General features: G+C 63.4%; 17 protein-coding genes. 9 read left to right on the forward strand and 8 right to left on the reverse strand.

The window, feature by feature from the left end; genetic code table 11:
* Positions 1–14: 14 nt before the first annotated feature.
* Positions 15–1688 (reverse strand): ribonuclease J, encoded by a 1674-nt coding sequence (locus VIO10_RS15455; RefSeq protein ID WP_331966280.1) that lies wholly within the window; start codon positions 1686–1688, stop codon positions 15–17.
* A 129-nt stretch (positions 1689–1817) separates the two neighbouring features.
* Here VIO10_RS15455 and VIO10_RS15460 point away from each other — a divergent pair, with 129 nt between their 5' ends.
* A complete protein-coding gene (locus tag VIO10_RS15460; RefSeq protein ID WP_331966283.1) occupies positions 1818–2267 on the forward strand; it encodes a single-stranded DNA-binding protein in 450 nt (149 codons plus the stop codon).
* Here VIO10_RS15460 and VIO10_RS15465 read toward each other — a convergent pair.
* The 4 genes from VIO10_RS15465 to VIO10_RS15480 form a co-directional block, all read right to left on the reverse strand.
* Complete coding sequence (locus VIO10_RS15465; protein ID WP_331966286.1) at positions 2264–2638, reverse strand: DUF309 domain-containing protein; 375 nt, start codon at positions 2636–2638, stop codon at positions 2264–2266. The two genes, VIO10_RS15460 and VIO10_RS15465, sit on opposite strands and share 4 nt — an antisense overlap.
* Positions 2639–2695: 57 nt before the next feature.
* The gene (locus VIO10_RS15470; RefSeq protein WP_331966289.1) at positions 2696–3241 is read right to left on the reverse strand and encodes a carboxymuconolactone decarboxylase family protein; all 546 of its coding nucleotides are present in this window, start codon (positions 3239–3241) and stop codon (positions 2696–2698) included.
* A gap of 54 nt (positions 3242–3295) precedes the next feature.
* Positions 3296–4993, reverse strand: coding sequence for a biosynthetic-type acetolactate synthase large subunit (gene ilvB / locus VIO10_RS15475; protein WP_331966293.1), 1698 nt, complete (start codon positions 4991–4993; stop codon positions 3296–3298).
* A 116-nt stretch (positions 4994–5109) separates the two neighbouring features.
* Entirely contained in the window at positions 5110–5556 is a 447-nt protein-coding gene (locus VIO10_RS15480; protein WP_331966296.1) for a hypothetical protein, read from the reverse strand.
* Positions 5557–5719: 163 nt separating this feature from the next.
* Here VIO10_RS15480 and VIO10_RS15485 point away from each other — a divergent pair, with 163 nt between their 5' ends.
* From VIO10_RS15485 to VIO10_RS15495, 3 genes are all read left to right on the forward strand, one after another.
* Positions 5720–6829 (forward strand): MBL fold metallo-hydrolase, encoded by a 1110-nt coding sequence (locus VIO10_RS15485; protein ID WP_331966299.1) that lies wholly within the window; start codon positions 5720–5722, stop codon positions 6827–6829.
* Between the two features lie 94 nt (positions 6830–6923).
* Positions 6924–7574 (forward strand): 2-hydroxychromene-2-carboxylate isomerase, encoded by a 651-nt coding sequence (locus tag VIO10_RS15490; protein WP_331966301.1) that lies wholly within the window; start codon positions 6924–6926, stop codon positions 7572–7574.
* Between the two features lie 11 nt (positions 7575–7585).
* Complete coding sequence (locus tag VIO10_RS15495; RefSeq protein WP_331966304.1) at positions 7586–8932, forward strand: DUF1329 domain-containing protein; 1347 nt, start codon at positions 7586–7588, stop codon at positions 8930–8932.
* Between the two features lie 15 nt (positions 8933–8947).
* On the opposite strand, the gene VIO10_RS15500 is transcribed toward VIO10_RS15495, so the two are convergent.
* The gene (locus tag VIO10_RS15500) at positions 8948–10591 is read right to left on the reverse strand and encodes an FHA domain-containing protein (protein ID WP_331966307.1); all 1644 of its coding nucleotides are present in this window, start codon (positions 10589–10591) and stop codon (positions 8948–8950) included.
* A 146-nt stretch (positions 10592–10737) separates the two neighbouring features.
* Between VIO10_RS15500 and VIO10_RS15505 the strand changes: the two genes are divergently transcribed.
* From VIO10_RS15505 to VIO10_RS15525, 5 genes are all read left to right on the forward strand, one after another.
* A complete protein-coding gene (locus tag VIO10_RS15505; RefSeq protein WP_331966310.1) occupies positions 10738–12948 on the forward strand; it encodes a hypothetical protein in 2211 nt (736 codons plus the stop codon).
* Between the two features lie 47 nt (positions 12949–12995).
* On the forward strand, positions 12996–13637 hold the full coding sequence (locus tag VIO10_RS15510) for a hypothetical protein (RefSeq protein WP_331966313.1): 642 nt from the start codon (positions 12996–12998) through the stop codon (positions 13635–13637).
* A gap of 192 nt (positions 13638–13829) precedes the next feature.
* Positions 13830–15008 carry an HlyD family secretion protein gene (locus VIO10_RS15515; protein ID WP_331966316.1) on the forward strand — a complete coding sequence of 393 codons (1179 nt, stop codon included), beginning with the start codon at positions 13830–13832 and terminating at the stop codon, positions 15006–15008.
* Between the two features lie 237 nt (positions 15009–15245).
* The gene (locus tag VIO10_RS15520) at positions 15246–16337 is read left to right on the forward strand and encodes a phosphotransferase (RefSeq protein WP_331966319.1); all 1092 of its coding nucleotides are present in this window, start codon (positions 15246–15248) and stop codon (positions 16335–16337) included.
* Between the two features lie 56 nt (positions 16338–16393).
* The gene (locus VIO10_RS15525) at positions 16394–16708 is read left to right on the forward strand and encodes a hypothetical protein (RefSeq protein ID WP_331966322.1); all 315 of its coding nucleotides are present in this window, start codon (positions 16394–16396) and stop codon (positions 16706–16708) included.
* A 187-nt stretch (positions 16709–16895) separates the two neighbouring features.
* Here the strand turns inward: VIO10_RS15525 and acnA are convergent, their stop codons facing one another.
* The gene (gene acnA / locus VIO10_RS15530; protein ID WP_331966325.1) at positions 16896–19661 is read right to left on the reverse strand and encodes an aconitate hydratase AcnA; all 2766 of its coding nucleotides are present in this window, start codon (positions 19659–19661) and stop codon (positions 16896–16898) included.
* 149 nt (positions 19662–19810) lie between these two features.
* Positions 19811–24322: a DEAD/DEAH box helicase gene (locus VIO10_RS15535; RefSeq protein WP_331966329.1), complete on the reverse strand. Its 4512-nt coding sequence runs from the start codon at positions 24320–24322 to the stop codon at positions 19811–19813.
* Between the last annotated feature and the right edge of the window lie 69 nt (positions 24323–24391).

Raw genomic sequence — 24391 nt, forward strand, 5'->3', positions numbered from 1 at the left:
GCGCGCGATGGGGGTCACACCTCCGTCACGTACGGAATCACCAGCGGCCGCTTGCCGAGCTCGTCGCTGAAGTAACGCCGAATCGCGCGTACGATTTCTTCCTTCACCCGGGGATCATTGGCGAGCAGGGGACCGCCGAGCGCGCTCAGGCGCTGAATTAATTCCTCCTTCGCGCGGCGCATGTGCGCGGAAGTGCCATCGCCGCTCACCAGCCCTCGCGACAGGAGATCGGGGCCCGCGACGATGCGCCCGGTTTTCGACGAGAGGACCACCACCGCCGTTACCGTGCCATCGCGCGCCAGCACCCGGCGCTCGCCGATCACGGCGGGGTCGCCGCCGTCGGCGCCTTCGAGCATCACGCGGCCTGCCTCGACGGTGGCTCCGCGGCGCGCCTCGCCAGCGGGACTTAGAATCAGCGAATCGCCGTCTTCGAGCAGGAAGCAGTTACGCTCGGGAATTCCCGCGGCAATTGCCAGCGCGAGGTGACGGCTCAGATGACGATATTCGCCATGAATCGGGATGAAGTGCCGCGGCCGCGTGAGCGCGATCATCTCCGTCAACTCGTCCTGGCTCGCGTGCCCCGAAACGTGAACCGGAGCGACCGCGTCGTAAACAACCTCGGCGCCCTGCCGGTAGAGACGGTTCACCAGGGTGTTGATGGTGCGTTCGTTGCCGGGAATGAAGCGCGATGACAGCACGACCACGTCGCCATGCTCGATACGCACGCGCGGGTGGGCGTCGGCGGCGAGTTTCGCCAGCGCCGAGAGCGGCTCGCCCTGGCTTCCGCTGGTAAGATAGCTCAGCCGGTCGCCGTCGATGAACTCGGCCTCGCCCGGCTCGACAAACATCGCTTGCGCAAATGGAAGCTGGCCGATCTCGAGACCCAGCCGCACGCTCTCCGCCATCGCGCGTCCGAGCGGAACGACCCGGCGGCCGAACTCGCGCGAGACCTCGACCACCTGGCGAATCCGATGCAGATGCGACGAAAAGGCTGACAGGAAAAACCTGCCGCGCGCGCGTGACGCGAGCTCGCGCAGGACGGGTTTGAGCGAACTTTCCGAGCCCGAGCGGCCGGGGCGCTCGACGTTGGTCGAATCCGAGAGCAGGACGGCGACGCCTTGCGCGCCAAGCTCGGCGAACCGCTCGCGATCGAACATCTCGCCGTCCACCGGGGCGTCATCAATTTTGAAGTCGCCGCTATGAACGACGATCCCGGCGGGAGTTCGAATCGCCAGCGCAATCGAGTTCGGGGTCGAATGCGTAACCCGAATCGGCTCGACCGTGAACGGCCCAGCCTCGAATGCAACCCGCGGCGCGATCGTCCGCAGATCGACCGGATCGTCGAACTCCGCATCAGCGAGGCGCCGCCGGGTGAAAGCGAGCGTTACATCGGTTCCATAAACGGGAACGTTGAAGCGGCGGATCAAATGCGGCAGCGCGCCGATGTGATCCTCGTGGGCGTGGGTGAGCACCACCGCCTCAACCGCGACGTGGCTGCGCTCGAGCCACGCCATCTCGGGTATATAGGTGCCCAATCCGAGCGCGGGCTCGTCGGGAAACATCACCCCGCAATCGATCACGATCGCGCGCCCGGCGCATTCGATCGCCATCAGGTTGAGGCCGATCTCGCCCAACCCGCCCAGCGCCACAATTCGGACCGCAGCGGTCGTGGAAGTGCTTGCCGCCATCGCCCTATCCTGCCTCCGCACCGGGGCAAATTATATCGGTCAGAAAACGCAGGCGAAAGGCGGGGTCCGGCCGCTGCGCCTTGCCTTGAGGATGGGGCGGGGCTAGTTTTCGATCATGAGGTGGCGAAGATGGCGGCGTCGGTAAACAAAGTAATTCTAATCGGCAATCTCGGACGCGACCCCGAAACCCGCTTCACCAACTCGGGCACCTCGGTCACCAACTTTTCGATTGCGACCAAGGAGTCGTTCGCCGACAAGAGCGGGACGCGGCAGGACCGCACCGACTGGCACAACATCATCGTGTGGGGCAAACAGGGCGAGACCTGCGCGCAGTACCTGAAGAAGGGAAGCCCGGTTTACATCGAGGGCAGAATTTCCTACCGCGAGTACGAAGCCAAGGACGGCAGCGGCAAGCGCAAGGTCACGGAAATTGTCGCGATGCGCGTGCAGTTCCTGAGCTCGCGCGGCGGCGCTCCGATGGGCGATGACGCCGGCGAAGCTCGTGGTCGCGCACCCGCAAGCGCCGCAGGCGCGGGCGACGACGTCGCGCCGATGGACGACGAGGACATCCCGTTCTAAGCGCGTGACCTTGAAATTCGGCGCAGTCGCGGCGGGGCGGGAAGCGGGCCGCCATCTGCGCGGCTCGCGATTTCGATAAATCGGCTCAACTCGACGCGCAACTCGCCGACTGCCAGACCCATGTGCTCGTGCGGAATTGAATCGAGCCTGGCCGACGCCTTCTGATACAGCGACCGGGCGCCGCTGAAGTTCCCGCGCTGCGCGTGCAGGATCGCGACCGCGGCCTGGATCAGTCCCTGGTAGAAAAGCTTCGCTTCGCCGTCGGAGCGCTTCCAGATTTCCTCCCATGCCTCATGACACTCGAAGAAGCGCCCCTGGTTGAAGAGGTCGATTCCCTGTTGGTAAAAATCGCGGGGCGGCTGCCGCGTCATCGATCAATCATAGCGCGCCGCGGCGGCGAATCGGTGTTTCGGTGTTGCAGCGCGGCGCTACCGCCTGCCCGTGTCGGGCTCGAGCTCGACGCCCACCGGGACCAGCACACGCACTACCATGTTGTAGTAGGCGACGTTCTCCACCAGCTCCATCATGCGGCAGGTGTCGAGAAACGTCTTCAAGGCGTTCCAGGTCGCGTCGGTCACCCGCACGCTGCTGGTGGATTCGGCGGCGTAACGAATCACGGCGCGCTCATGGTCGCTGAACTTCGCGGATTTCTCCCAATCAGCGAGCGCCTCGAGCTGCTCGCGCGCGACGCCGACGCGCCGCGCGATGCTCAAATGATGCACGAACTCGTATTGCGCATCGGTCAGCCGTCCGACCGTGAGGATCGCGAGTTCGCGGAGTTTTGGATCGAGCGCGGTCTTGTTGCGAAGGTTGTTACCCATCGAGCAGAACCGGCGCAAAAATTTTGGCGTATGCGCCAGTACACGGAAGAGATTGCCGACGGTCCCGCCACTCTCCGCGGCCAGGTTGTCGAAGATCACGCGGTCGGCTTCGGGAAGGTCTTCGCGATTGAGGTACGGTACGCGCGCGGCCATGAGTTCGTCTCCTGCGGAAAAAGATGTTCCTGGCTTTGAGCGCGCGGCCCCCGTTCAGGCGAACAGCATCTCGGACATCGCGCCGCCGGGCGGAATCATCGGCATCACCGCTTCTTCCTTGGGGATCACGACGTCGATGAGTACCGGACCGGGGGTCGCGAATGCTTCCTTCATCGTGGCGGCCAGGTCTTTCGTTTTTTCAATTCGGAAGCCGTGCGCACCGTAGGCATCGGCCAGCTTGACGAAATTCGGCACCGACATTGCGGTGTAGGAATACCGTTCAGCGTAGAACTTCTCCTGCCATTGGCGAACCATTCCGAGGAAGTAGTTGTTGAGTATGATTACCTTGATATCGACTTTGTATTGGACCGCGGTACCCAGTTCCTGGATGTTCATCTGAATCGAGCCGTCGCCCGAAACCACTACAACCTTCTTGTCAGGCGCGGCGAACGTCGCACCGATTCCGGCCGGCAGTCCGTAGCCCATGGTGCCCAGTCCGCCCGAGGTCAGCCACGAACGGGGATTCTCAAACGGGAACATCTGAGCTACCCACATCTGATGCTGCCCGACATCAGTGGCCAGTATGCAATCGCCCTTGGTGAGCTTATGCAGCTCGGCGATAACGTCGATCGGAGAGACGCTGTCACCACGACGGCTGTTCTCGTAGAGCGGTTTCTCCTTCTGCCACTTGAGGATCTGCTGATGCCATTTCGCCCAGTCGGCGTGGCGCTTGCCGATGCTCTCGCGGCCCTTAATCGTGGTCAGCATGTCGGTCAGCACCGACTTGATATCGCCGACGATCGGAATATCGACCTTGACGTTCTTCGAAATGGACGACGGGTCGATATCGATGTGAATAATCGTTTCGGCCTTCGGCGCGAATTCAGAAATCTTGCCGGTGACGCGATCGTCGAAGCGCGCACCGACTGCGATTAGGCAATCGGTGTTGCATACGGCCGTGTTGGTGGCATACGAACCGTGCATCCCGAGCATCCCGAGCCTGAGCGAATCGGAGGCGGGGTACGATCCCAATCCCATCAACGTCTCGGTAACTGGAATACCAAGTCCTTTAACCAGTTCGCGCAACTCGGGCGCCGCACCGGACCATTGCACGCCGCCGCCGACGTAGAACAGCGGCGTCGAACTTTTTTCGATCGCCTCGATCGCCCGCTCGATCTGCCGGGGATTGCCGCGAATTGTGGGCTTGTAGCCGCGCAGTTCAATTTTCTCGGGAAGGTGAAAAACATGCTCGGCCTGTTGCACGTCCTTGGGCAAATCGACCACCACCGGACCGGGGCGTCCGCTGCCGGCGATGTAAAACGCTTCCTTGATGATGCGCGCGATATCCTTGACGTTCTTGACCAGGAAATTGTGCTTGGTGCACGGGCGGGTGATGCCGACGAAGTCCGCCTCCTGAAAAGCATCGTTGCCGATCATCGTGGTCGGAACCTGGCCCGACAAAACCACCATCGGGGTGGAATCCATGTATGCGTCGGCGATTCCGGTGACGGTGTTGGTCGCACCGGGCCCCGAAGTGACAATGACCACGCCGGGGCGTCCGCTGACGCGCGCATAGCCCTCCGCCATGTGGGCGGCGCCCTGCTCATGGCGGACCAGAACGTGCTTGATCTTTGAGTCGAGTAGCGCGTCGTAAGTCGGCAGGATCGCGCCGCCCGGATAGCCGAAGATGACATCGACGCCCTCGGCAATCAGGGTTTCGACAACGATTTGTGCTCCCGTAAGTTTTTTCATTTACCGATTTTTGGCAGCTTTCCCCACAATTTGAGCCTTCAAAGCTACACTACCCGCGGATATCGGCACAACTTGTGCCGAAAAACGGGTAGTGGTCGCCGCGATTGAACCGCCGGCTAATAATGCTCGGCGGGACCAAAGCGGCCCTCGCCCGGTTCCGTGCCCACCACTTCCAATGTCTGATTGTTCCCGGAGAACATGCCGCGCACGGTCAGGGTCTGGCCCGGCTGCATTTTCTCGAACGTATCCTCTCCGACGCCGGTCACGTTGAAGTTGGGCTTGTACTGGCGGACCAACTGCCAGATGTCAGGCCAATGGACTATGCCCCTGGGATCGTCAACGTAGGCGTCCTTCAGCACGAACTTGTAGGTTTTCCCGCTTACGCCCATCGTGACCACCTGCTTGTCACCGTAGATCTGCCCGGGCGCGGGCTTGCTGATGATCAGCGTGGTGGGAAGCGGAATCATCATCGGAAGCATCTGCGCATCGGCTCGGGCGGGATTAAATACGAGCGCCGAAATCGCGATCGCGAACAGACCGATTCTGAAAATAGTTTTTTCCATGTGAGCAGCCTCTGTCGCTCTTTGCTCAACCGTCTCAATCATAGAGAACGCGTCGATGAACGATCAAGCAAGATACTTTCGATCGAGACCTCGAAGCCTTGCAATGGAAGCCCGTCTAGTTTAGTCGGCAACTCGGAGCGCAGAGTAGCGGAACTCAACCATCATGTCGCGATCGGCCAAACGTCTCGCCGCTTGCGCCGCAGCCCTGGTGCTGCTCGGCGGACTCGGGTGGTGGATGGCGCACGTGCCGGCGGTGCAGGATGCGCTGCTAAGGCGGGTGGTTGAGCGGACCCTTGGCGCAACGCGCAATGATCTCCTCGCCGACGACGCGCTCCGCGTTGTCCTGTGCGGAACCGGAAATCCGCTGCCCGATCCCAATCGGGCCGATGCGTGCACGGCGGTCTTCGCCGGCGGCAATATGTATCTCGTGGACGCCGGCCCGGGCGCGTGGAAGAACCTCGCGCTGTGGCATCTGCCGGCGCCCAAGCTGGCGGCGGTGATGCTGACGCACTACCACTCGGATCATATCGGCGACCTTGGCGAGATTAACCTGCAGACGTGGGCGCAGGGCCGGGCGAAGCCGCTGCGCGTCTTCGGGCCGCCTGGCGTCGAGGAGGTGGTGGGCGGATTTGCGCAGGCGTACGCGCTGGACCGCGACTATCGCGTAGCGCATCACGGCGCCGCACTTATGCCGCCGGCCAACTGGACGATGGAACCGCACGTGGTAAAGATCGATGCTGAGCCCGGCGCGGGACCCTGCGCGGGCGGCTCGGCGACCGTTCTCGAAGAGAACGGGCTCAAAGTGACCGCCTTTACCGTCAATCATGCGCCGGTCGCGCCCGCCTACGGCTACCGATTCGACTACAAGGGGCGCTCGGTGGTGATCAGCGGCGATACGACCAAATGCGCCAACCTGGTGGCGCAGGCGCGCGGCGCCGACGTGCTGATCCACGAAGCGCAGTCGGCGCCGATGGTGAAACTTATCGAAGCGGCGGCCAGCCGGCGGGGCAACGCGCGAGTTGCCAAGATCATGTCCGACATCCTCCGCTACCATACCACGCCCGAGGACGCGGCCGCCGAGGCGAACCAGGCGGGCGTGCGGCTCCTGGTGCTGAGCCATATCGGGCCGCCGACGCCCAACGCCTTCGTGCGGATGTCATTCATGCGGGGAGTCGGCGCGGTGCGGCCGCGCGGCGTCGTGCTCGGATATGACGGAATGCTGCTCACGCTGCCGGTGGGTTCGGACACAATCGATACTTCCAGCGTGAACTAGCAGGCGCGCTGAACTTCGGCGAAAAAAATGTTACGATTGGCGGACGAGGTAATCGCGGCTCAAAGCGCGGACTTCCCATCAGCGGAGAACCGGGATGACACTCCAATATGATCTGTTCTGGTCCTTCCGCTCGCCGTATTCCTACCTCGTTACGCCGCGCCTGATTGAATTAGAACGCGAGTACGACGTGAAGGCCAATGTGCGGCCGGTTTATCCGATCGCGATCCGGATTCCCGGCTTTTTCAAACAGGTGAACCCGATGTGGCCGCCCTATTTGCTTCGCGATTGCTCGCGTATCGCGGAGATGCTGGGCATGCCGTTCACCTGGCCCAGCCCCGATCCGATCGTCATGAACATGAGCACCGCCGTGGTGGCCAACGAGCAACCGTACATCCACAGGTTGACCAGGTTGGGCGCCGCCGCCGCCGCGCTGGGCAAGGGACTGCCGTTCCTCGCAGCAGTGAGCGCAGTCATTTTCGGCGGCGTCAGGGACTGGCATCTCGGCGGCCATCTCGCCGGCGCGACACAGCGCGCAGGGCTGGACCTCACGAGACTCGATTCGGAAATCGAGCGCGATCCCGATCGTTATGAAGCTGCGATCGCCGAAAATGAGGCCGCGCAGAAACGCGCCGGCCATTGGGGCGTCCCGCTGATGGTGTTCAACGACGAGCCGTTTTTCGGGCAGGACCGCTTCGATCTGCTGCGATGGCGCATGCAGCGAAACGGACTCGCCCGGCGGCGCTGATGGAGGTACTCATGCGACAGTCACCGTTGCGAATCGTGGTCGGAACCTTGCTGGCGACGATGCTGTGCTCGTTGCCGCGCGCGCGGGCCGAGGTCAAACCCGGCGATGTAATCACCAAGGACAATGCATCCAAGGTCGCCGACCTGGTCAGCCCCGGCAACTACGTGCTGGTCCGCGAGGACATGCAGCTCAGGATCGTGCCGACCGACAAGCTCGATTGGCCGCCGCCGTTCAAAGCCGCCACCGAGAAGTACTCGGCGCAGGTCCAGCTCGGGGCCGACGGCGCCCTCAAGGGTTACGTCTCCGGCCAGCCGTTTCCGCTGGTCGATCCCAACGATCCGCAAGTGGCGACCAAGGTAATGTGGAATTTCAGCTACCGGCCGCTCTACAGCGACGACATCGATATGCGCTATCCCGAGGTTGCCACCTTCGCCAAGAACGCCGCCGGCTCGCCGTTGAGCTACTACACGGTGGGGCACTTCGCCTTCTACAACAATATCGGCCGCATCGAGGTGCCACCGATACCGGTCGATCCCGACGGCGTGGCCAGCGGCCTCCGTTATCGCTTCGGCTTCTATCCGTTTTTGGAACCGTCGTCACTGCGCGGCTACGGGATGGTGCGGCAGCGGCATATCGATCCCGCGATCGAGGACAACACTTGGGTGTTCAATCCCGCCACCCGCAAGCTGCGCCGTGAATCCGCGGCGGTGCTCTCAGACGCGATAGGCGCACTGCCGGGATTCAGCGGTGGAGGCGGTGGTGGCTATGGCGGCGGCGCCGGAGGATCCAGCGGAGCCAGCGCTTACGCTAACACGCTCGATCCGGACTCATACTTCGGCTTCTCGGCTAAGATCGAAGACTTCAATTACAGACTCCTGGGCGAGAAGCAGATGCTCGCGTCGGTGCACGCCGTGCATTCGCCCGAGACGCAATGCCCCCTCGACGGCGGCAAAACCATTTGCCCCGAAGACTGGGAGATGCGCCATCTGTACGTGATCGAAGCGGACTCGAAGCCGGGCCGTGACGCGACGATTCCCAAGCGAATCTTCTACATCGATTCAGAAGGATGGTTCATCACGGCCTCGGATCAGTACGATCGCGACGGCAAGCTGTGGAAGACTATCGCGACCTTCAACACTTATCGCGACCGGCCCGTGCCGGACGCGCGAGTCGCCATTTATCCATACAAGCGGATGTTCCAACTGGGTCTGGTCGATGAGGATCTCGACACCGGCTACAGTTCGATCGTCTATATGCCCGGCGCGACCGCGCCCGATCGCGAATGCTGGTATATCGACATGGGAACGGTGGACAACGCCTTTCTGGAGCCGCAGGCGCTGGAGCGAGCCGGGCACTGATCGGAAGGAATCGAGCTACAGCTGCAGCACGAACCGGATGTCGCCCAGGCGCAGCCGGCTGCCGGCGCTGACGAACGCCGAGCCATGTATCTGGCGATCGTCCACGTAGCTGCCGTTAGTCGAATTCAGATCCATCAGTTCGAATCCACCGTCGCGGCGCATCAAGCGCGCGTGCTGGCGCGACACGCTCGCGTGCGGAATGACGACGTCGTTGTCCTCGCCGCGGCCGATCGATATCTCGTCTTTCATCAGCGAGTATTCCGCCGCCACCGGATCGATGCGATCGACTGCCACCAGCCGCGCGCCCTGCGTACTCCCCGCGCCGCGAGGCGCGGTCATCGGCGATTGCGACGCTCGTGCGGGCGGGCGCTGGACCGCGCGCGCTGCTGGCGGCGGCGCCGACGGCATCCTGAGCGAGGGCGCGCCCTGCGCCTCGACAATGGCCTTGAGTTCGTCGGCCGAGACCCCGAACCTCATTCGCGACAGCCCAAACAGCCCGATGATTGCGAGCAACGGTACCGCTCCGTTCCACCAGTTGAACGAGAATTGCCGAAGCCCCGTGCCGGTCGAGTTCCCACCGCCCGTGCCCGCATCCTCCGGCACGTTAATCGCTGCGCCGCCGATCCCCCGCACCTGGTACGCGGTCTCAGCCTCGCCCGCTTCCCCGTTGTAATCGATCTTCAGTTGGACACTGCGATTGGTGCCGTCTTCAATCGGCCGCGGCGTTCGATAGGTCAGCGAATACTCCGTCGCGATCGAATGGCCGATTTCGCGCACCAGCGACGCGAAGCGGCCTGCTTCGGTGATGATATTGTACGAACGGCCGTGCGTCGCATCGACGATCTCCTGGTACTCGGGCGCGATGAACGGCGGCGGAACCACCGCATACAGAGTGAGCCCATTCTTCTTGAGCATGTCGGCGACTTTGGCGCCTGTCAGATCCGTCACCTGCACCCCGCGAGTATGATGGTCCCAGAAGGCCTGATCGTGGGAGGTGTCGGCCGAGCCGTCGCCGTCATGATGAGGCGGCGCGTCGGTGACGATAATGATGATGCCTTCGGCCTCGGGGCGGAACGGAAACTTCGCTGCATAGGCAAGCGCGTCGAGCTGATCCTCGGGGATGTCGCCGCCGCCGCCCGCGTGCAGGCTGCCCACCCAGTCACTGAACTGCTTGACGTTCGAGGTAAACGAGTTGCGATAGGCGCAGTTGCAGTCGGGATACGCCGAGACCACGTAATCCTCGAAGGTCACCAGTCCGAGCCGGTAGTCGCGGCTGTTGGCCTGCAGCTCCTGCGCAAACGCGATCACGTTCTGCTTGACCGCGTCGATATAGGGCTGCATCGATTCCGTCACGTCCAGCACGAACACGATATCCACCGGACGGCCCTGGCCGACGCCGCGAAAATCCAGAATTTTGGCTTGCTTGCCGTCTTCAAATACTTTCACGTTGTCGGGACGAAGATTGCCGACCGGATTGCCGTTCTGATCGGTCAGACCGAAGTCGAGCTGCACCCCGCCGTCGGCGTCGAAATGCTCGAGGCCCGGATTTCCGGTCGTTATTTTCAAACTCGCATCCGCCGCGGTCACTCGAACCCCGAAGCAGAGCAGAAAGAAAAGCGCGAACAGACAGCCGCGGGCGTTTCGATTCGACGAGTTCATCGCTGGGATTGATTCTCCGGATCGGGAAGGCGATCAGTCAAGCTCGCTGATCCATTTGACGTTCACCCAAGCGATTGTATTCTTGCGTTCGCACCCCCGTTAGGTTATCCCAAACGCTGACCCAATTCTTCTTCGATGGATTCCGTGTGAAAGATTCTTTTGTACATCGCACTGCTCGCGGCCTGACAGTACCTTTCGTCATCGTGATTTGCGTGCTGCTGGCCGGTGCCGGTTCGGCGTGGGCCAGCAAAAAGGCGCTGGTCGAAGTGGGATTTGCGGGCGTCCCGCCGCCCAACTTTCAGAACGTTCTTCTCAATGTTCAATCGGTTCGTATCAATCCCAGTGCGACCGCGGGCCCCGGCAGTGGCAAATGGCAGACCATTCCGGTGCCTCCGGGAATTGGCAGCGCCGGCCAGACCGCGGACCTGCAGATCGATCTCAACACTTCGCAGAACATACCCCAGCTCTTCAACACCGCCAATGTTCGGGTCGATACCTACCGAACTGTCGAGCTCCGGCTCGATCCGACCTATCCCGGCAGCTTGGTCCCCGACTGTCCGCTCTCGGCGCCGATCAGCACGCCCAAAGACACCGCCGACGGATGCATCAGTTACCCCATCCAGTTGGCTACCGGCAGCAGCATCATCACCGTGACGGCCCCCAATGGCGGCACACTGTTCTCGACGGCAAATGGAGTGCTGACGCCGCTGATCCTTCAAGTGTCGATGTCGGCCCCTGTGGCGCCTACGGTGCCCGGCGGTGCATATACGGTAAAAATCTCCATGGCGACGCTTCCAAATTCCGTGCTGGGGATCGTCACAGGGTCCGTGAGTCTCAAAACAGGTTCGGGTTCGGCCACGTCGAAAAAGACCGGCAAGGTGTCGAAAAAGACCCGCAAGTTGTCGGTAACCGCCGAAGCGATCGGAACCAATACCCCGATCGCGACCGCCCCGGTCAATAACGGGCAGTTCACCTTGGAGCTTCCTGCGGCCGGCGGTCCGGCGGCGCCTGGATTTGGAACCCTCTATGACCTCGCGGTGGCCGGCGGCACAGACAGCTACGCCGCAGAGCGGTTGCCGCCGCTATACCCGGGACAATCGTTGCCCTCTGCCTTCACTGTCACCGGGGGCAAGACACTTGGCAATATCACGGGTTCGCTCAGCGACAATTGTGTGGCGACAAAGCCCATCGTGGGTGCGACGCTGCAGTTGCTGATTCCGCCCGATAGCAACAGCACGGCTGACTGCTTTACTTCCCCCGAGCAATGCGTCGCCGTCGCGACCGCCAATACCGACAACGCAGGCAACTTCCCGCTGCCGGGCACGATCACCATCCCCCCTGAGTTCGGAAACGTTCCGGTGCAAGCAAAATCTTTACCGAACACGGGCGCCTATGTGATGGAGATCTCGGCGCCGGGTTACGACAATCTATTCGTGTACGCAATTCCGAGCACCGGCACCGGCAAGAAAAGCGGCGGCACTTGCGGCACCGATGGCGTCACTTTCGGCCCGTGCGACCTCGCGCTGAACACGGGATACATCAGCGGCACTATTCCGATAACACCGCCAAATCCGGGGCAGACCACTCTGGTCCAGGTTTTTGCCGAGGACGCCGGAACCAACAACGTTGAAAGCGCGCTCGCGATGCCGGTTATCGTCAGGAACTCGAGCCCCGACAGGGTCAAATATACGCTGAATGTCCCGCCCTCGGTTCCCGCCTTTGATCTGTTCGCGACGACGATCGATCTCTACCAGGGGGTCACCGATCCGTATCAGGGCCACACCATCGCGGTGCTGTCAGACGTTACCGGGCCGGGAGAACCGTCCGGGCCCAACCACGTGTGCACCCCCGCACCGGGGGATTTTCCTGATGACCAAAAGATCGCCTGCGTCGGTCACGGCAGCGTGACGGGTAGTGTCGCCAACGCCAACCTCGGCACCTCGGTGGTCTTGTCGAAGCAAGCCGGCGTAGATGTGAATAACAATCCGATTTACGTGGCGATAACCAATACTCTCGTGCAGAATCAGGCGCCAAATACCCCCTCGAGCAGCAATTACTCCTTCTGCGCTCCCGCCGACATTTATCAGGTACAAGAGTGGCAGCTCCCGATACCCGATTCCTCTGCGGCGCCGTCGTCGTCGCCTACAGCTTCACCGGTTCCCGACACCGCCGCGGTTGTCATTATTCCGACGCCTCTGTCAGCCGGTGGCGCCAATCCGACTCCAACGCCGGCGATCAATTGTCCGACCAACTGCGAGAATCCCGACGGCACCTGCCCCGGCATCTGCAACAACGTAGTCCAGGCGCTACCCCCAGGGTCGCCGACGCCGACGCCGACACCGACGCCGCCGCTGTGATCGCGATGGCAAGCCGGGCGACGCGGTATCTGTTGCGAGCTTTGCCGATGAGCGCGCTCGGCGCCGCGATCGCCTTTTCAGTCGCGGCCTGCAACAACCAGACTGGATTCTCCGGGAGCGTCGGTAATACGCCCAACGGCCCGGCGCTCGCTTCGTACGACATTCTCGGCACTATCGGCACGCCATTTACCGCCACCGTATCGGACGCGCGATCATCGTGGACGCTTCAGGGGGTCACCCCGCTTAGCATCTTAATCGCCAACAACATCCTGCCGGCCGCAATCGTCGCGACCAAAACCACCAGCAACAGCAACCTGCTCAGCGTCGAAGTAATCCACGGCAACCAAGTGATCGATCTCCAGTCCACCAGCGCGCCTTTTGGCACCGTGTCGGTGCAGACCGGCGGTATCCCAAGCTCGATCGCATCGCCGGCGTCCCCGGACCTGCGGATTTTCGTCGCCGGTCCCGCCCAGCAGCGCTACTCCGCGCTGGTCGAGGACATCACCACTGGATGGGTGATCGACTCACGCGCGCCGACGTTGATCCTGTTCGACAACCCTGACGGAAAAGTGGATGCCACCTTTTTCGGAAGTCATGACTTCGGCAGTTTCACTCTCAACATGACGCTCAACGGCGCCGTGGTGGCAACCGTCGTTCACGGCCCCGACGCAACGATTCGCGAGCCATGACCGGCGTCCCATGTTGAGTCAGCGCCCGCGGCGGCTGCGCAATTCGCGCGCATAGCTGCCGATCGGTCGAAGCCGCGCTCGATCGTCCCGGTTCGTTTGACAGCCTCCCGCATTCGTCATAGTTAGCCTCTGTAACCAGTGACCGAGCCATTCGAAAACGCGTCTAGATCTTCCCGCCTCTGAAATCATTCTATGAATTCGCAGCTCGTACGCCGGGTCTTGTTGGTAGTGGCAATCATTGTGGCCGCCGCCGCCGCGATTCCCGCGTTTCACTTCTATCGCTACATCGAAAGCCACGTCAGCACCGACGACGCCTACGCCGATGGCACGGTCGCGCTGGTTTCCTCGCGTGTTGCCGGCACCGTCACCAACGTTTATGTCGAGGACAACTGGACGGTTAAGGAAGGCCAGTTGTTGTTGACCCTGGATCCGCGCGACTTCGACGTCCGTGTCCGGCAGGCACAGGCTCAGCTCGAGCGCGCCCGGCAATCCGTCGACGAGCTCTACGCGCTGGTGCAAGCGGCGCGGTCGGGCGTGTCGCTCACCGCGTCGCAACTCAAGCAGGCGCAAATCGATTTCGTGCGCGCCAAGTCGTTGAAGGAACAAGGCGTCGTCTCCATCGAGCAATACGATCAGGCCAACACCGGCCTGCGCATCGCGATCGCCGATGAAGCGCTCGCGGAGCATCAATTGGCGCAGGCCGAGGCCGCCCTCGGATCGTCCGACGACGACCATTCGCGCTACGCACGCCCGGTCGTCAAGCAGGCCGAAGCCGCTCTGGAAGCCGCCAAGCTCGACCTCGGCTACACCAGGCTGACCGCGCCGTTCGCGGGCATCGTGACTCATAAGACCGCCCACGTTGGCAATCGGGTCCAGGTCGGAGAACCCCTGCTCGCGATCGTCCCGCTTGGCGGGCTCTACATCACGGCGAACTTCAAGGAGACCCAGCTCACCGACGTGCGCGTCGGTCAAAAAGCGGAGATCGTCGCCGACATCTATCCCAACTACACCTACCGCGGACACGTCGATTCGATCAGCATGGGCACCGGCGCGGCCTTCTCGCTGCTGCCGCCCGAGAACGCGACTGGCAACTGGGTCAAGGTCGTGCAGCGCGTGCCGGTCAAGATTGTTATCGAAGGGCCCGAGCCTCGGGACAAACCGCTGCGGCTGGGACTGTCGGTCGAAGTTGCGATCGATCTCAGCGATCGCAGCGGACCCTTGCTCTCGTCGGTGGTGCAGCAGCGTTTCCAGAAGAACGGCCAGACGCTCCCCAACGAGACACTCAAGATGGCGCCGATGCCCCCGTCGCCGGCCGAACCACCGCCGCCCAGCGCAACCCAGCAACATTTCATGCCTCGCGCGATGCCCTGATCGATCGGCCCGCTCAGGATGTCGGGTTCCCGAAGACCTCTTACCCGCCTCGCGTAAAGTAACGCGCGAGGTAAGTTCCCCTCTTAACTTTCTAACAGGCCGTCAGGCCGCATCTTCTTTTAGCATCGGGTGCAGGGGTCAGCCCTGCCACCTGACACGCGTGTCAGTTCGGTTGCGACTTTTCTCCGCGTGTATTACGCTGCCATTCGCGCTGATTCTCCGCCCGCGCTTCATCCAATGCTCGACCTTAACGACATTGAGCAACGCCTGTCCGCGTACCTTTGCGCACCGGTCTCGCGCCTGAGCGTCCTTGCCAGCGGATGGGAAACTACGGTCTTCGAGTTCACGCTCCAATCGGCGTCGAAGGCGTTCGCGCCCATCCGGGCCGGCCAATCGATGGTGTTGCGCTTCTATCAAGGCTCCGAGGCCGACGCCAAAGGCGCCCGCGAATACACCACCATCGATCGCCTGTTCGCCGCCGGCTACTGCGTCCCGCGCCCCTACGCCTTCGAGGCCGATCACCGCGCGTTGGGCGCGCCGTTTTTCATCATGCAGCGGCTGACGGGCGGTCCGCTGTTCACGATCCGCAGCTTTCCGAGTTCGTTAAAGACTTTCTCGATGGCATTTTTTTCTTTCGTCCGCGCGCAATCGAGACTCCACCAGCTCGATCCCGCCAGCGCGGCCCTGCGCGAGATTCCGCGCGCATATGCGCCAGTCGCAGGCGCCGGCGCTGACCCCGGCTCCGCTTTGCTCGATCGCGTGCTTGCGATCATCGCCCATCGCGTCGAGACCGGCCCGCTGCCCGGTCTGCGCGAGGCGCTCAACCTGGTTGCCGAACGCGCGGCCAGGTTTCGCCACAGCCCCGATTCGCTCCTGCATATGGACTATCATCCGCTCAACGTGATGGTGGATGGGGTGCGGGTGACCGGCGTCATCGATTGGGTGAACGCCGACGTCGGCGATCGCCATCTCGACGCTGCGATGACGGCCGTGATTCTGTCCTCGTCGGCGCTGGAGAACCCGCGATGGATGCGCGACAACATCGTCGGCAACGGGCTTCGCGCCGGCTTCGCGGCGTTGTACATGCCGCTCTACCACGCGATGGCGCCGATCGAGTTCGAGCGCTTCCGTTACTGCCAGGCGGTCGCGGCGCTGCTGCGGCTCTCGATGCTCGGGATGATGCGGGCGCGCGGTCCCGAGGTCGTCGGCTTCCGCCGCGAGGCGATCCATGAAGTCACGCCGGCGGTCGTCAGATTGCTCAGCCGCTACGCCACCCGCAAGAGCGGCGCCGCGGTCGCGCTCGAGGCGCCCACGCCGCAGCCGGCCTGAACCGCGCTCGCTCGCGCCTCTCGCATTCGCCTGAAAAAATCGCTAACAAGTTGGGCATGAGAAAGTGTTATGCAACTGCGTTGGTGTTGATTAGCTGGTACCTGATGCTGCCGCCGCCGGTCTTTCCGCCGGTGCAGGACGCGTCGGGCAATTACAAAGTGAACAGCACGGCGCCGATGTCCCAATGGCTCAAGTTCAAAACGCTTGAATCCGAACATGCCTGCAAGGCGCAATTGAAGAAGATGGAGCCTTTCTACAAATGCGTCAAAAGCGACGACCCCGCGCTGAAGGCTTCCGTCCCAGCCCCAGCCGCGGCTGGTGGCCCCGGCACCTCGACTGTCTCCGGCGCCGCCACCAGTCACATGCAATAGGCTGCCGCTCGCGCTCTCCGCGATTGTTCCTCCCTTCACCTGTTCTAACAGGCCGTCAGGCCGCATCTGCTTCCTTACTGAGGTGCAGGGGTCACTTCTGCCCGTGGCGACGGCAGCGCAGTATTAAGCAGTTGGCAGGGGCCCCGCGCCCGACAACGGCGGGCGGCCTTAATACTGGGTGCAGGGGTCACCCCTGCCGAATCAATTCGCGCAGCACGAACGGCAGGATTCCGCCGTGCCGGATGTACTCGACCTCCTCGGGCGTATCGACCCGCAGCGTCGCCTCGAACTCGATCGGCTTGCCGCTGGACTGCGCGTGTACTTTCACCGCCTGACGCGGCTTGATCCCCGCCTTCAATCCCGTGATCGAAAATACTTCCTTCCCGGTCAGTCCGAGCTTCTCGCGGCTGTCGCCGCCCTTGAACTCCAGCGCCAGCACGCCCATCCCGATCAGGTTGCTGCGATGGATTCGCTCGAAGCTCTCCGCGATTACCGCGCGCACGCCCAGCAGTTGCACGCCCTTGGCGGCCCAATCGCGCGACGAGCCCGTGCCGTATTCCTTGCCCGCGATCACTATTAGCGGAGTCCCTGCTTTGCAGTAACGCTCCGACGCGTCGAAGATCGTCATCCGCTCGCCGTCCGGAATATGCGCGGTGAAGCCGCCTTCCACCCCCGGCACCATCAGGTTCTTGAGCCGGATATTCGCCAGCGTCCCGCGCATCATTACTTCATGATTTCCGCGCCGCGATCCGTACGAGTTGAAATCCTTGGGCGCCACGCCATGTGCGATCAGATACTTGCCCGCCGGACTGTCGGCCGCGATCGAGCCGGCCGGCGATATATGATCCGTCGTCACGCTGTCGCCGAGCACCGCCAGCGCCCGCGCTCCGCTGATATCGGAGAGCTCGCCCACCTTGGCCGTCACCCCGTCGAAAAACGGCGGCGCCTTCACGTAGGACGAATCCTTCTCCCAGTGGAACAGGTTGCCCTCCGGCACGGCCAGGCTCTTCCATCGCTCGTCGCCGTCGAACACCTGGCCGTACTCGCTCTTGAACATCGCGGCGTCAACTGAACCCGCCAGCGCCGCCGCCACTTCCTCCTGCGACGGCCAGATGTCGCGCAGATACACCGGGCGTCCGTCTAAACCCGTGCCGAGCGGCTCGTGCTCGACGTCGATATCCATCGTGCCCGCAATCGCGTATGCAACCACCAGCGGCGGCGACGCCAGGTAGTTGAATCGCACCGAGGGATTGATCCGCCCCTCGAAATTGCGATTGCCGCTCAGAATCGCGCATGCCACCAGGTTGCCCTGCTTCACCGCCCCCGCGATCTCCTCCGCGACCGGCCCGCTGTTGCCGATGCAGGTCGTGCATCCGTAGCCGACCAGGTTGAAGCGCAGCTTGTCGAGCGACTCGGTCAGCCCCGCGCGCTTGAGGTACTGCGTCACGACCTTGGAACCCGGCGCCAGGCTGGTCTTCACCCACGGCTTGACCGTCAGCCCGCGCGCGACCGCCTTTTGCGCGAGAATTCCCGCCGCGAGCATCACCGACGGATTCGACGTGTTCGTGCAGCTGGTGATCGCGGCGATCACGATCGAGCCATGCGTCAGCGCGTAGCTCCCGCCCTCGGAATGCACTTCGACCTTGTTGGCGATATGGCCGAGCTTCGATTCGACAATCGCCGCTTCGCCCGCCGACGCGCCGTTGCCGCCTTCGGCCACCCATTTCGCCAGCTCTTTGCGATCGACGCTCGGATGCTGCTCGAATTCCTTGGCAAGCTCGCTGCGGAAACCGCTCTTCGCCGCGGTCAGCGCAACTCGATCCTGCGGACGGCGCGGCCCCGCCATGCTCGGCACGACGCTGCCGAGATCGAGTTCGAGAGTGTCGGAAAATTTCGGCTCGGGCGCATCGGCGGAATTAAACAGGCCTTGCGCCTTGCAGTAGGCCTCGATCAGTTTGATTTGGGCGTCGCTGCGCCCCGTCAGCCGCAGATAAGTGAGCGTCTGATCGTCAACCGGAAAAAATCCCATCGTCGCGCCATACTCGGGCGACATGTTGCCCAGCGTCGCGCGATCCGCCACCGGCAGCGACTTGAGCCCCGGCCCGAAGTATTCAACGAATTTGCCGACCACGCCCTTCTTGCGCAGCATCTGCGTGACCGTCAGCACCAGGTCGGTTGCGGTCGCCCCCGGACGCAGGCTGCCCGCCAGCCGAAACCCGATCACTTCGGGAATCAGCATCGGCACCGAGCGCCCGAGCATCGCGGCTTCAGCTTCGATTCCGCCCACGCCCCATCCCACCACGCCCAGACCGTTGATCATCGTGGTATGCGAATCCGTGCCAATCACCGTGTCCGGATACGCCTCGCCGTTCTTCGACGAAAAAACCACCGGCGCAAGATATTCCAGATTCACCTGGTGAACGATTCCAGTGTCGGGTGGAACCACGCGGAAGTTGTCGAATGCGCCCTGCCCCCAGCGCAGAAAAAGATAGCGCTCGCGGTTGCGCTCGAATTCCAGCCGCGCGTTGGCCGCGAACGAATCGGCGCTGCCAAAAGAATCGACCTGCACCGAGTGATCGATCACCAGGTCAACCGGCTGCAGCGGGCTGATCTTGGCGGGATCGCCGCCGAGGCGTTTGATCGCGTCGCGCATCACCGCCAGATCCGCCACCACCGGCACGCCCGTGAAATCCTGCAGCAGCACGCGCGCCGGCATGAACGAGATTTCCCGCTCTCCGCCCTTGCCGTTCCATTTGGCCAGCGCCTCGACCTGCCCGGTCGTCACGACCGCGCCGTCCTCGTGCCGCAGCACGTTCTCCAGCATCACCTTGATCGAATACGGCATCCGCGCCAGCGAATACCCGCGCTTCTCCAGCGCTTCGAGCTTGAAGATCGTGTAGCTTTTGCCTTCCACCGAAAGCGTCGAACGAGCACCGAAACTGTTAGTCGCCATTGATCGAGTCCTGCCTTCCTCGCGCGGTAACTGGGTTGATAGGTTGCTGGAATGTGACGCGCGCTCCCAATCCGGCGCGCCCAACCAATCCGATTCGATTTGCTATGCGTTCAGAATACCCCGTGAGCGCGCCCAATCAACCGGCTGGATTAACTCCGGCGCGATGCGCGCGCGGGCGCCGGGCCATGCAATCCGTCGAACACCAGCGAGCGTCCATCGGAATGAAATCGCATCGCGGCCAGAATGCCGACCCGCGGCGATTCCAGAGCCGCCACACCGTCGATTGAATCGAGCGTGATGCGCGGCTTCAGCGCCAGAACAGCCGCCACCGCCGCGCCAAAACTCTCGTCGCCGGCGCCGCCTTCGCCCGCCGTGATCATCGCGCGCCCCTGCAATCCCGCGATCACGCGGCCGGCGCGAATCACCACGACGTTGGCCGCCTCGCGCGCGATACCGCATCCGGCAATCACGGCGCCGTACGGATTGGCGGGATCGATTGCGCTCAACGCAATCGGTTTATCTCGCGCCGCAATAAGACTGCGCGCCGCGCGCAGCATCTGCACCGCCTCCGGCAGCGCATATTGTTCCCCCGAAATCGATCTCACGAACCACCCGCGCCTAATCGCGCCGCCATATTCCAGCCGCCGCAGCGCATACGCGATCTCGTTCCACGAGATATGCGCCGACTCCAGCCCGAGCATCTCCCGGGCGAGAATTCCATGGCGCTCGAGCAATTTGAGCGCGAGATCCCGCGCGTCATCCGGGCTGCCTGCCCGATGCTCGCCCGCGCGTATCAGCGACCATCGGCCCGCCAGGCTCGACTTCAGCCGTGCGCGAACCGCAGCGTCGTGGCGAGTCGCCGGGCGGCGCGCGACCGGCTCCAGCGCGCGCTCGGCGCCGCGATCGCCGGCAAACATCCGCAGCGGCGCAAAGTTGTCGTTGCTCACGCGCCCCGCCGCCGCCATCCGCCATAGCGCGGACAATGCGTCGCGCTCCGAAACATTCGCGCGCTCCGCGACCTCATCCAGGTACTGCGCGCCCGCGGCTCCCAGCGCCTCCAGCACCGCCTGCTCCTTCGCGTCCCCCGGCGCGGATGCTTCGCGCGGTACAAACAGGCTGGCCTTGCGCGCAATGAATGTGACCCGCAACGGCGTGCTCGCGCCAGGCGCGCCTTCGACCCCTTCGTCGGCAACGGCGACCCACTTCATCCGGCCGCTCATGCAGACCAGGTCGAGCATCTCGGGCCGATAGCCTGCGATGCGCGCCGGGATAATCGCGCGCTCCCAAATCTCGGGCGTCGCCGCGATACCTGATAACTGTTCGAGCACCGTCGCGACGCCGCTCTGATCGGCCGGCAGCTCAGCGCCGCCGACACGCATCCATCGCAGCCGAAACGCCGCGTACTCGTGATCCGCGCACGGCTCGATTTCAGCGCGCACCCGCGCCAGCGTCATCCGATGAATCCGTTCCAGGTTGTAGCGGTCGCACCACTGAATCGCGTCGGCGCGAGTGAAATGACCGCGAAAAATTCCGCCCGCCCCTTCCAGCGCTGCGAGATTCCGCTCGACGTCCGATTCTTTGAGATGCAGCCGCGCCGCGATTTCACCGGCCGTCGCCGGTCCGCAAGTCTTCATCGCGCGGTGCACGAGTTCGGCGCGCGCACCGTCGCCATCGCGGCCCTCGTCGCTCGATTGGTAACCGCCGTCAATCGACGCGGTGGAATATGCGGCGGCAAAGATGGCCTTATCTTCGCTCGCAATGATTTGCGCTGGCGCTTCGCTGCTTACGCTGACACGTGCGATCCGCCGCTCCGCGTCCAGCTCCGCAATCATCGCGCGGCCGTTCTCGCCGGCGCGTTCTTCAACCTCGGCCTGCGTGAGCGAACCGTGCGCCCGGATCAATTCGTACAATTCATCGCGCGAGCGCGGCCTGCGTCCGGCCGCGCGGCCCGTCACTTCGGCGACGACGCTGCTGACCGCCTCCGCCGAGAGCAGCTCGGAAAGGTCTTCTTTGCGCAGTACGTCCTCGGCCATGCCACGATTCATCGTCACGGTCCGCGACCGGCGATTGGCGCGTTCGCCGTCGTCGAGAAATGAATAGTCCGACGCGAGCAGGATACGATGGGCAAACACCGACGGCGCGATCGCATCGACGGCGACGCTGCGAATCGCGCCGCTCTCGATACCTTCGAGCATCCGCACCGTGCGCGGCAGGTCGGTGGACTCCTCCAGGCATTCGCGAATCGTTTCCTCGATCAGAAAATGGTCCGGGAGTTCGATCGTGGCCGGCCGATTCTCGAAGCAGGCTTGCTGGCCGGGAAAAATCGCGGACAGAAGCTCCTGCGAGCGGATGCGTTGAATCCAGGCAGGCACCTTCTTGCCGTGCGATGAGCGCATCACCGCCAGCGCGCGCGTGGCGACGTGGCGGAAGCGCACTTCGAACATCGGCGCAGCCAGCAGAGCCTGGATAAGTACCTCGCGCGCGTTGCGCGCCTTCAGCATGCCGAACAGAGTGTCGAGCGGAAAACTATGCCGCGAATTCAGCGCGAGCAGCACCCCGTCGTCGATCGCCGACGCCTGGATTTCGAAATCAAACGACTGGCATAGGCGCTTTCGAATCGCCAGGCCAAGTCCGCGATTGAGGCGGATACCGAATGGCGTGTGAATGACGATTTGCGTGCCGCCCACGCCGTCGAAGAAGCGCTCGACGACGACGGTCCTTTCGTCCGGGATCGCGCCGAGCGCCTCGACCCCGCGGCGGACGTAGTCAACGGCCTGCATGGCGGCGCGCTCCGACATCGCGCATTCGCTCGTCAGCCAGTCGGCCGCCGATTCGTTGCGTTCGAGACGGCTCCAAATCTCGCGCCGAAGGTCGCAAATCTCCGCCGACAGCGCCTGCGAGCGCCCGCCCGCCTCGGTCTGCCAGAACGGCAGCGTCGGCGCCATCCCGGGCGCCGGCTCGACCATCAGGCGTCCGCGCGAGATGCGCTGAATCTGCCAGGGCATCGAGCCGAGCGAGAACACGTCGCCGCGCGACGATTCCTGCGCGAAGTCTTCCTCGACATCGCCGACCTTGCGGCCCTCGGACTCGATCACGACGTCGTAGTTGCCGGCTTCGGGAATCGTTCCGCCCGAGGTGATGGCCGACAGGCGGGCGGATCGGCGCGGGCGGACGCGGGCGTTGACGCGATCGAAAAAAATCTTTGGCGACGCGCCCGTGATTTTTTCAGGAAACTCGGCCGCGAGTTGTTCCAGAAGATGACGCATCTTATGGGCGTCGAGATCGCCGAAGTTATAGGCGCTGCGCAGCACGCGCAGCAGCTCGGCTTCGGCGATTTCCTCTTCCTCGGCGGCGATTGCGATGATTTGCTGCGCCGCGACATCGGCGCATCCCATCGGGATTTCCACTTCGTCGAGATGCCCGCGGCGAATCGCGCGCACCGCCGCGCCGCATTCGAGCAAATCGTCGGTGGTCAGCGCGAAGAAGCGCCCCTTGGGAGTCGCGCCGAGGCTGTGCCCCGACCGGCCGACGCGTTGAATCGCGGCCGAGATGGACTTGGGCGAATCGAGCTGGCAGACGAGCTCGACGGCGCCGACGTCGATGCCGAGTTCGAGCGACGCGGTCGCGACGATCGCCTTCAGCTCGCCGCGCTTGAGGCGTTGCTCGGCGAGCAGCCGCTCGGCGCGCGCGAGGCTGCCATGATGCGCCATCACGGCGTCGGCGCCGAGCCGCTTCTGCAGATTGAGTGCGACCCGCTCGGCAAAGCGGCGGCTGAGCGTGAAAACCAGCGTCGTGCGATGCTGGCCGATCAGGCGCGCAACTTCGTCGTACATCGCTTCCCAATGCGGATGCGTGGCCAGCGGTCCAAGCTCGGGGCCGGGCGCGATGACCTCGAGGTCCATCGTGCGGACGCGATCGTCGGCGCGAACTATTTTTATCGGACGCGGCGAGCGCGAGTTGTCGCGCGCCACTTCGTAGCCGGCCAGAAACCCGGCCAGCTTTTCGATCGGATTCAACGTCGCCGACAGGCCGATTCGATTCGGCCGCGCATTCCCGCGACTCGTCACGAAGCGCTCCAGCCGTTCCAGCGTCAGCCCGAGATGCGCACCGCGCTTGTTGCCGGCCAGCGCGTGGAGTTCATCGACAATCACGTGGCGGACGGCGGCGAGTTTTTCGCGAAACCTGGGCGAGGTCAGCAGGATGAACAGCGACTCGGGCGTCGTCACCAGAATATGCGGCGGACGCCGCAGCATCCCAGCGCGCTCGCTCGCGGAGGTGTCGCCAGTGCGAAGGCCGGCGCGAATGCGCGAAAGATCGAGGCCCGCTTCGGCGCCGGCGTCGCGCACGCCGTCGAGCGGCTCCTCGAGATTGAGCCGGATGTCGTTGGCCAGCGCCTTGAGCGGCGAAACGTACAGCACCGAGACTTCATCGCGCAGCCCGTTGCGCGCCGCGCCGACGACCAGCCCGTTGATTGCCCACATGAAGGCGGCCAGCGTCTTGCCGCTGCCGGTCGGCGCGCATAGCAGGACGTCGAAGCCGGGCGCCGGCGTGGCGGCGCCGATGACGGGCCATCCAAGCTCCTGCGCGCGCGAGGGCGCCGCAAAGCGGCGCTCGAACCAGGTGCGAACGGCGGGATGAAAATCGTCGAGCGCGGTGGGCATGCAAACCACTTTATCACCGGCGCGCAATCGAGAAGAACTTAATTGAATGTGGAACCCTCCCTGGGTTCC

It is taken from the genome of Candidatus Binatus sp. (assembly GCF_036567905.1).
Lineage (GTDB): Bacteria > Desulfobacterota > Binatia > Binatales > Binataceae > Binatus.

Excerpts from the sequence above, each read along its gene's own strand:
- VIO10_RS15455 (WP_331966280.1), bottom strand. The coding sequence starts at position 1,688 with ATGGCGGCAAGCACTTCCACGACCGCTGCGGTCCGAATTGTGGCGCTG.
- VIO10_RS15460 (WP_331966283.1), top strand. The coding sequence starts at position 1,818 with ATGGCGGCGTCGGTAAACAAAGTAATTCTAATCGGCAATCTCGGACGC.
- VIO10_RS15465 (WP_331966286.1), bottom strand. The coding sequence starts at position 2,638 with ATGACGCGGCAGCCGCCCCGCGATTTTTACCAACAGGGAATCGACCTC.
- VIO10_RS15470 (WP_331966289.1), bottom strand. The coding sequence starts at position 3,241 with ATGGCCGCGCGCGTACCGTACCTCAATCGCGAAGACCTTCCCGAAGCC.
- ilvB (WP_331966293.1), bottom strand. The coding sequence starts at position 4,993 with ATGAAAAAACTTACGGGAGCACAAATCGTTGTCGAAACCCTGATTGCC.
- VIO10_RS15480 (WP_331966296.1), bottom strand. The coding sequence starts at position 5,556 with ATGGAAAAAACTATTTTCAGAATCGGTCTGTTCGCGATCGCGATTTCG.
- VIO10_RS15485 (WP_331966299.1), top strand. The coding sequence starts at position 5,720 with ATGTCGCGATCGGCCAAACGTCTCGCCGCTTGCGCCGCAGCCCTGGTG.
- VIO10_RS15490 (WP_331966301.1), top strand. The coding sequence starts at position 6,924 with ATGACACTCCAATATGATCTGTTCTGGTCCTTCCGCTCGCCGTATTCC.
- VIO10_RS15495 (WP_331966304.1), top strand. The coding sequence starts at position 7,586 with ATGCGACAGTCACCGTTGCGAATCGTGGTCGGAACCTTGCTGGCGACG.
- VIO10_RS15500 (WP_331966307.1), bottom strand. The coding sequence starts at position 10,591 with ATGAACTCGTCGAATCGAAACGCCCGCGGCTGTCTGTTCGCGCTTTTC.
- VIO10_RS15510 (WP_331966313.1), top strand. The coding sequence starts at position 12,996 with ATGAGCGCGCTCGGCGCCGCGATCGCCTTTTCAGTCGCGGCCTGCAAC.
- VIO10_RS15515 (WP_331966316.1), top strand. The coding sequence starts at position 13,830 with ATGAATTCGCAGCTCGTACGCCGGGTCTTGTTGGTAGTGGCAATCATT.
- VIO10_RS15520 (WP_331966319.1), top strand. The coding sequence starts at position 15,246 with ATGCTCGACCTTAACGACATTGAGCAACGCCTGTCCGCGTACCTTTGC.
- VIO10_RS15525 (WP_331966322.1), top strand. The coding sequence starts at position 16,394 with ATGAGAAAGTGTTATGCAACTGCGTTGGTGTTGATTAGCTGGTACCTG.
- acnA (WP_331966325.1), bottom strand. The coding sequence starts at position 19,661 with ATGGCGACTAACAGTTTCGGTGCTCGTTCGACGCTTTCGGTGGAAGGC.
- VIO10_RS15535 (WP_331966329.1), bottom strand. The coding sequence starts at position 24,322 with ATGCCCACCGCGCTCGACGATTTTCATCCCGCCGTTCGCACCTGGTTC.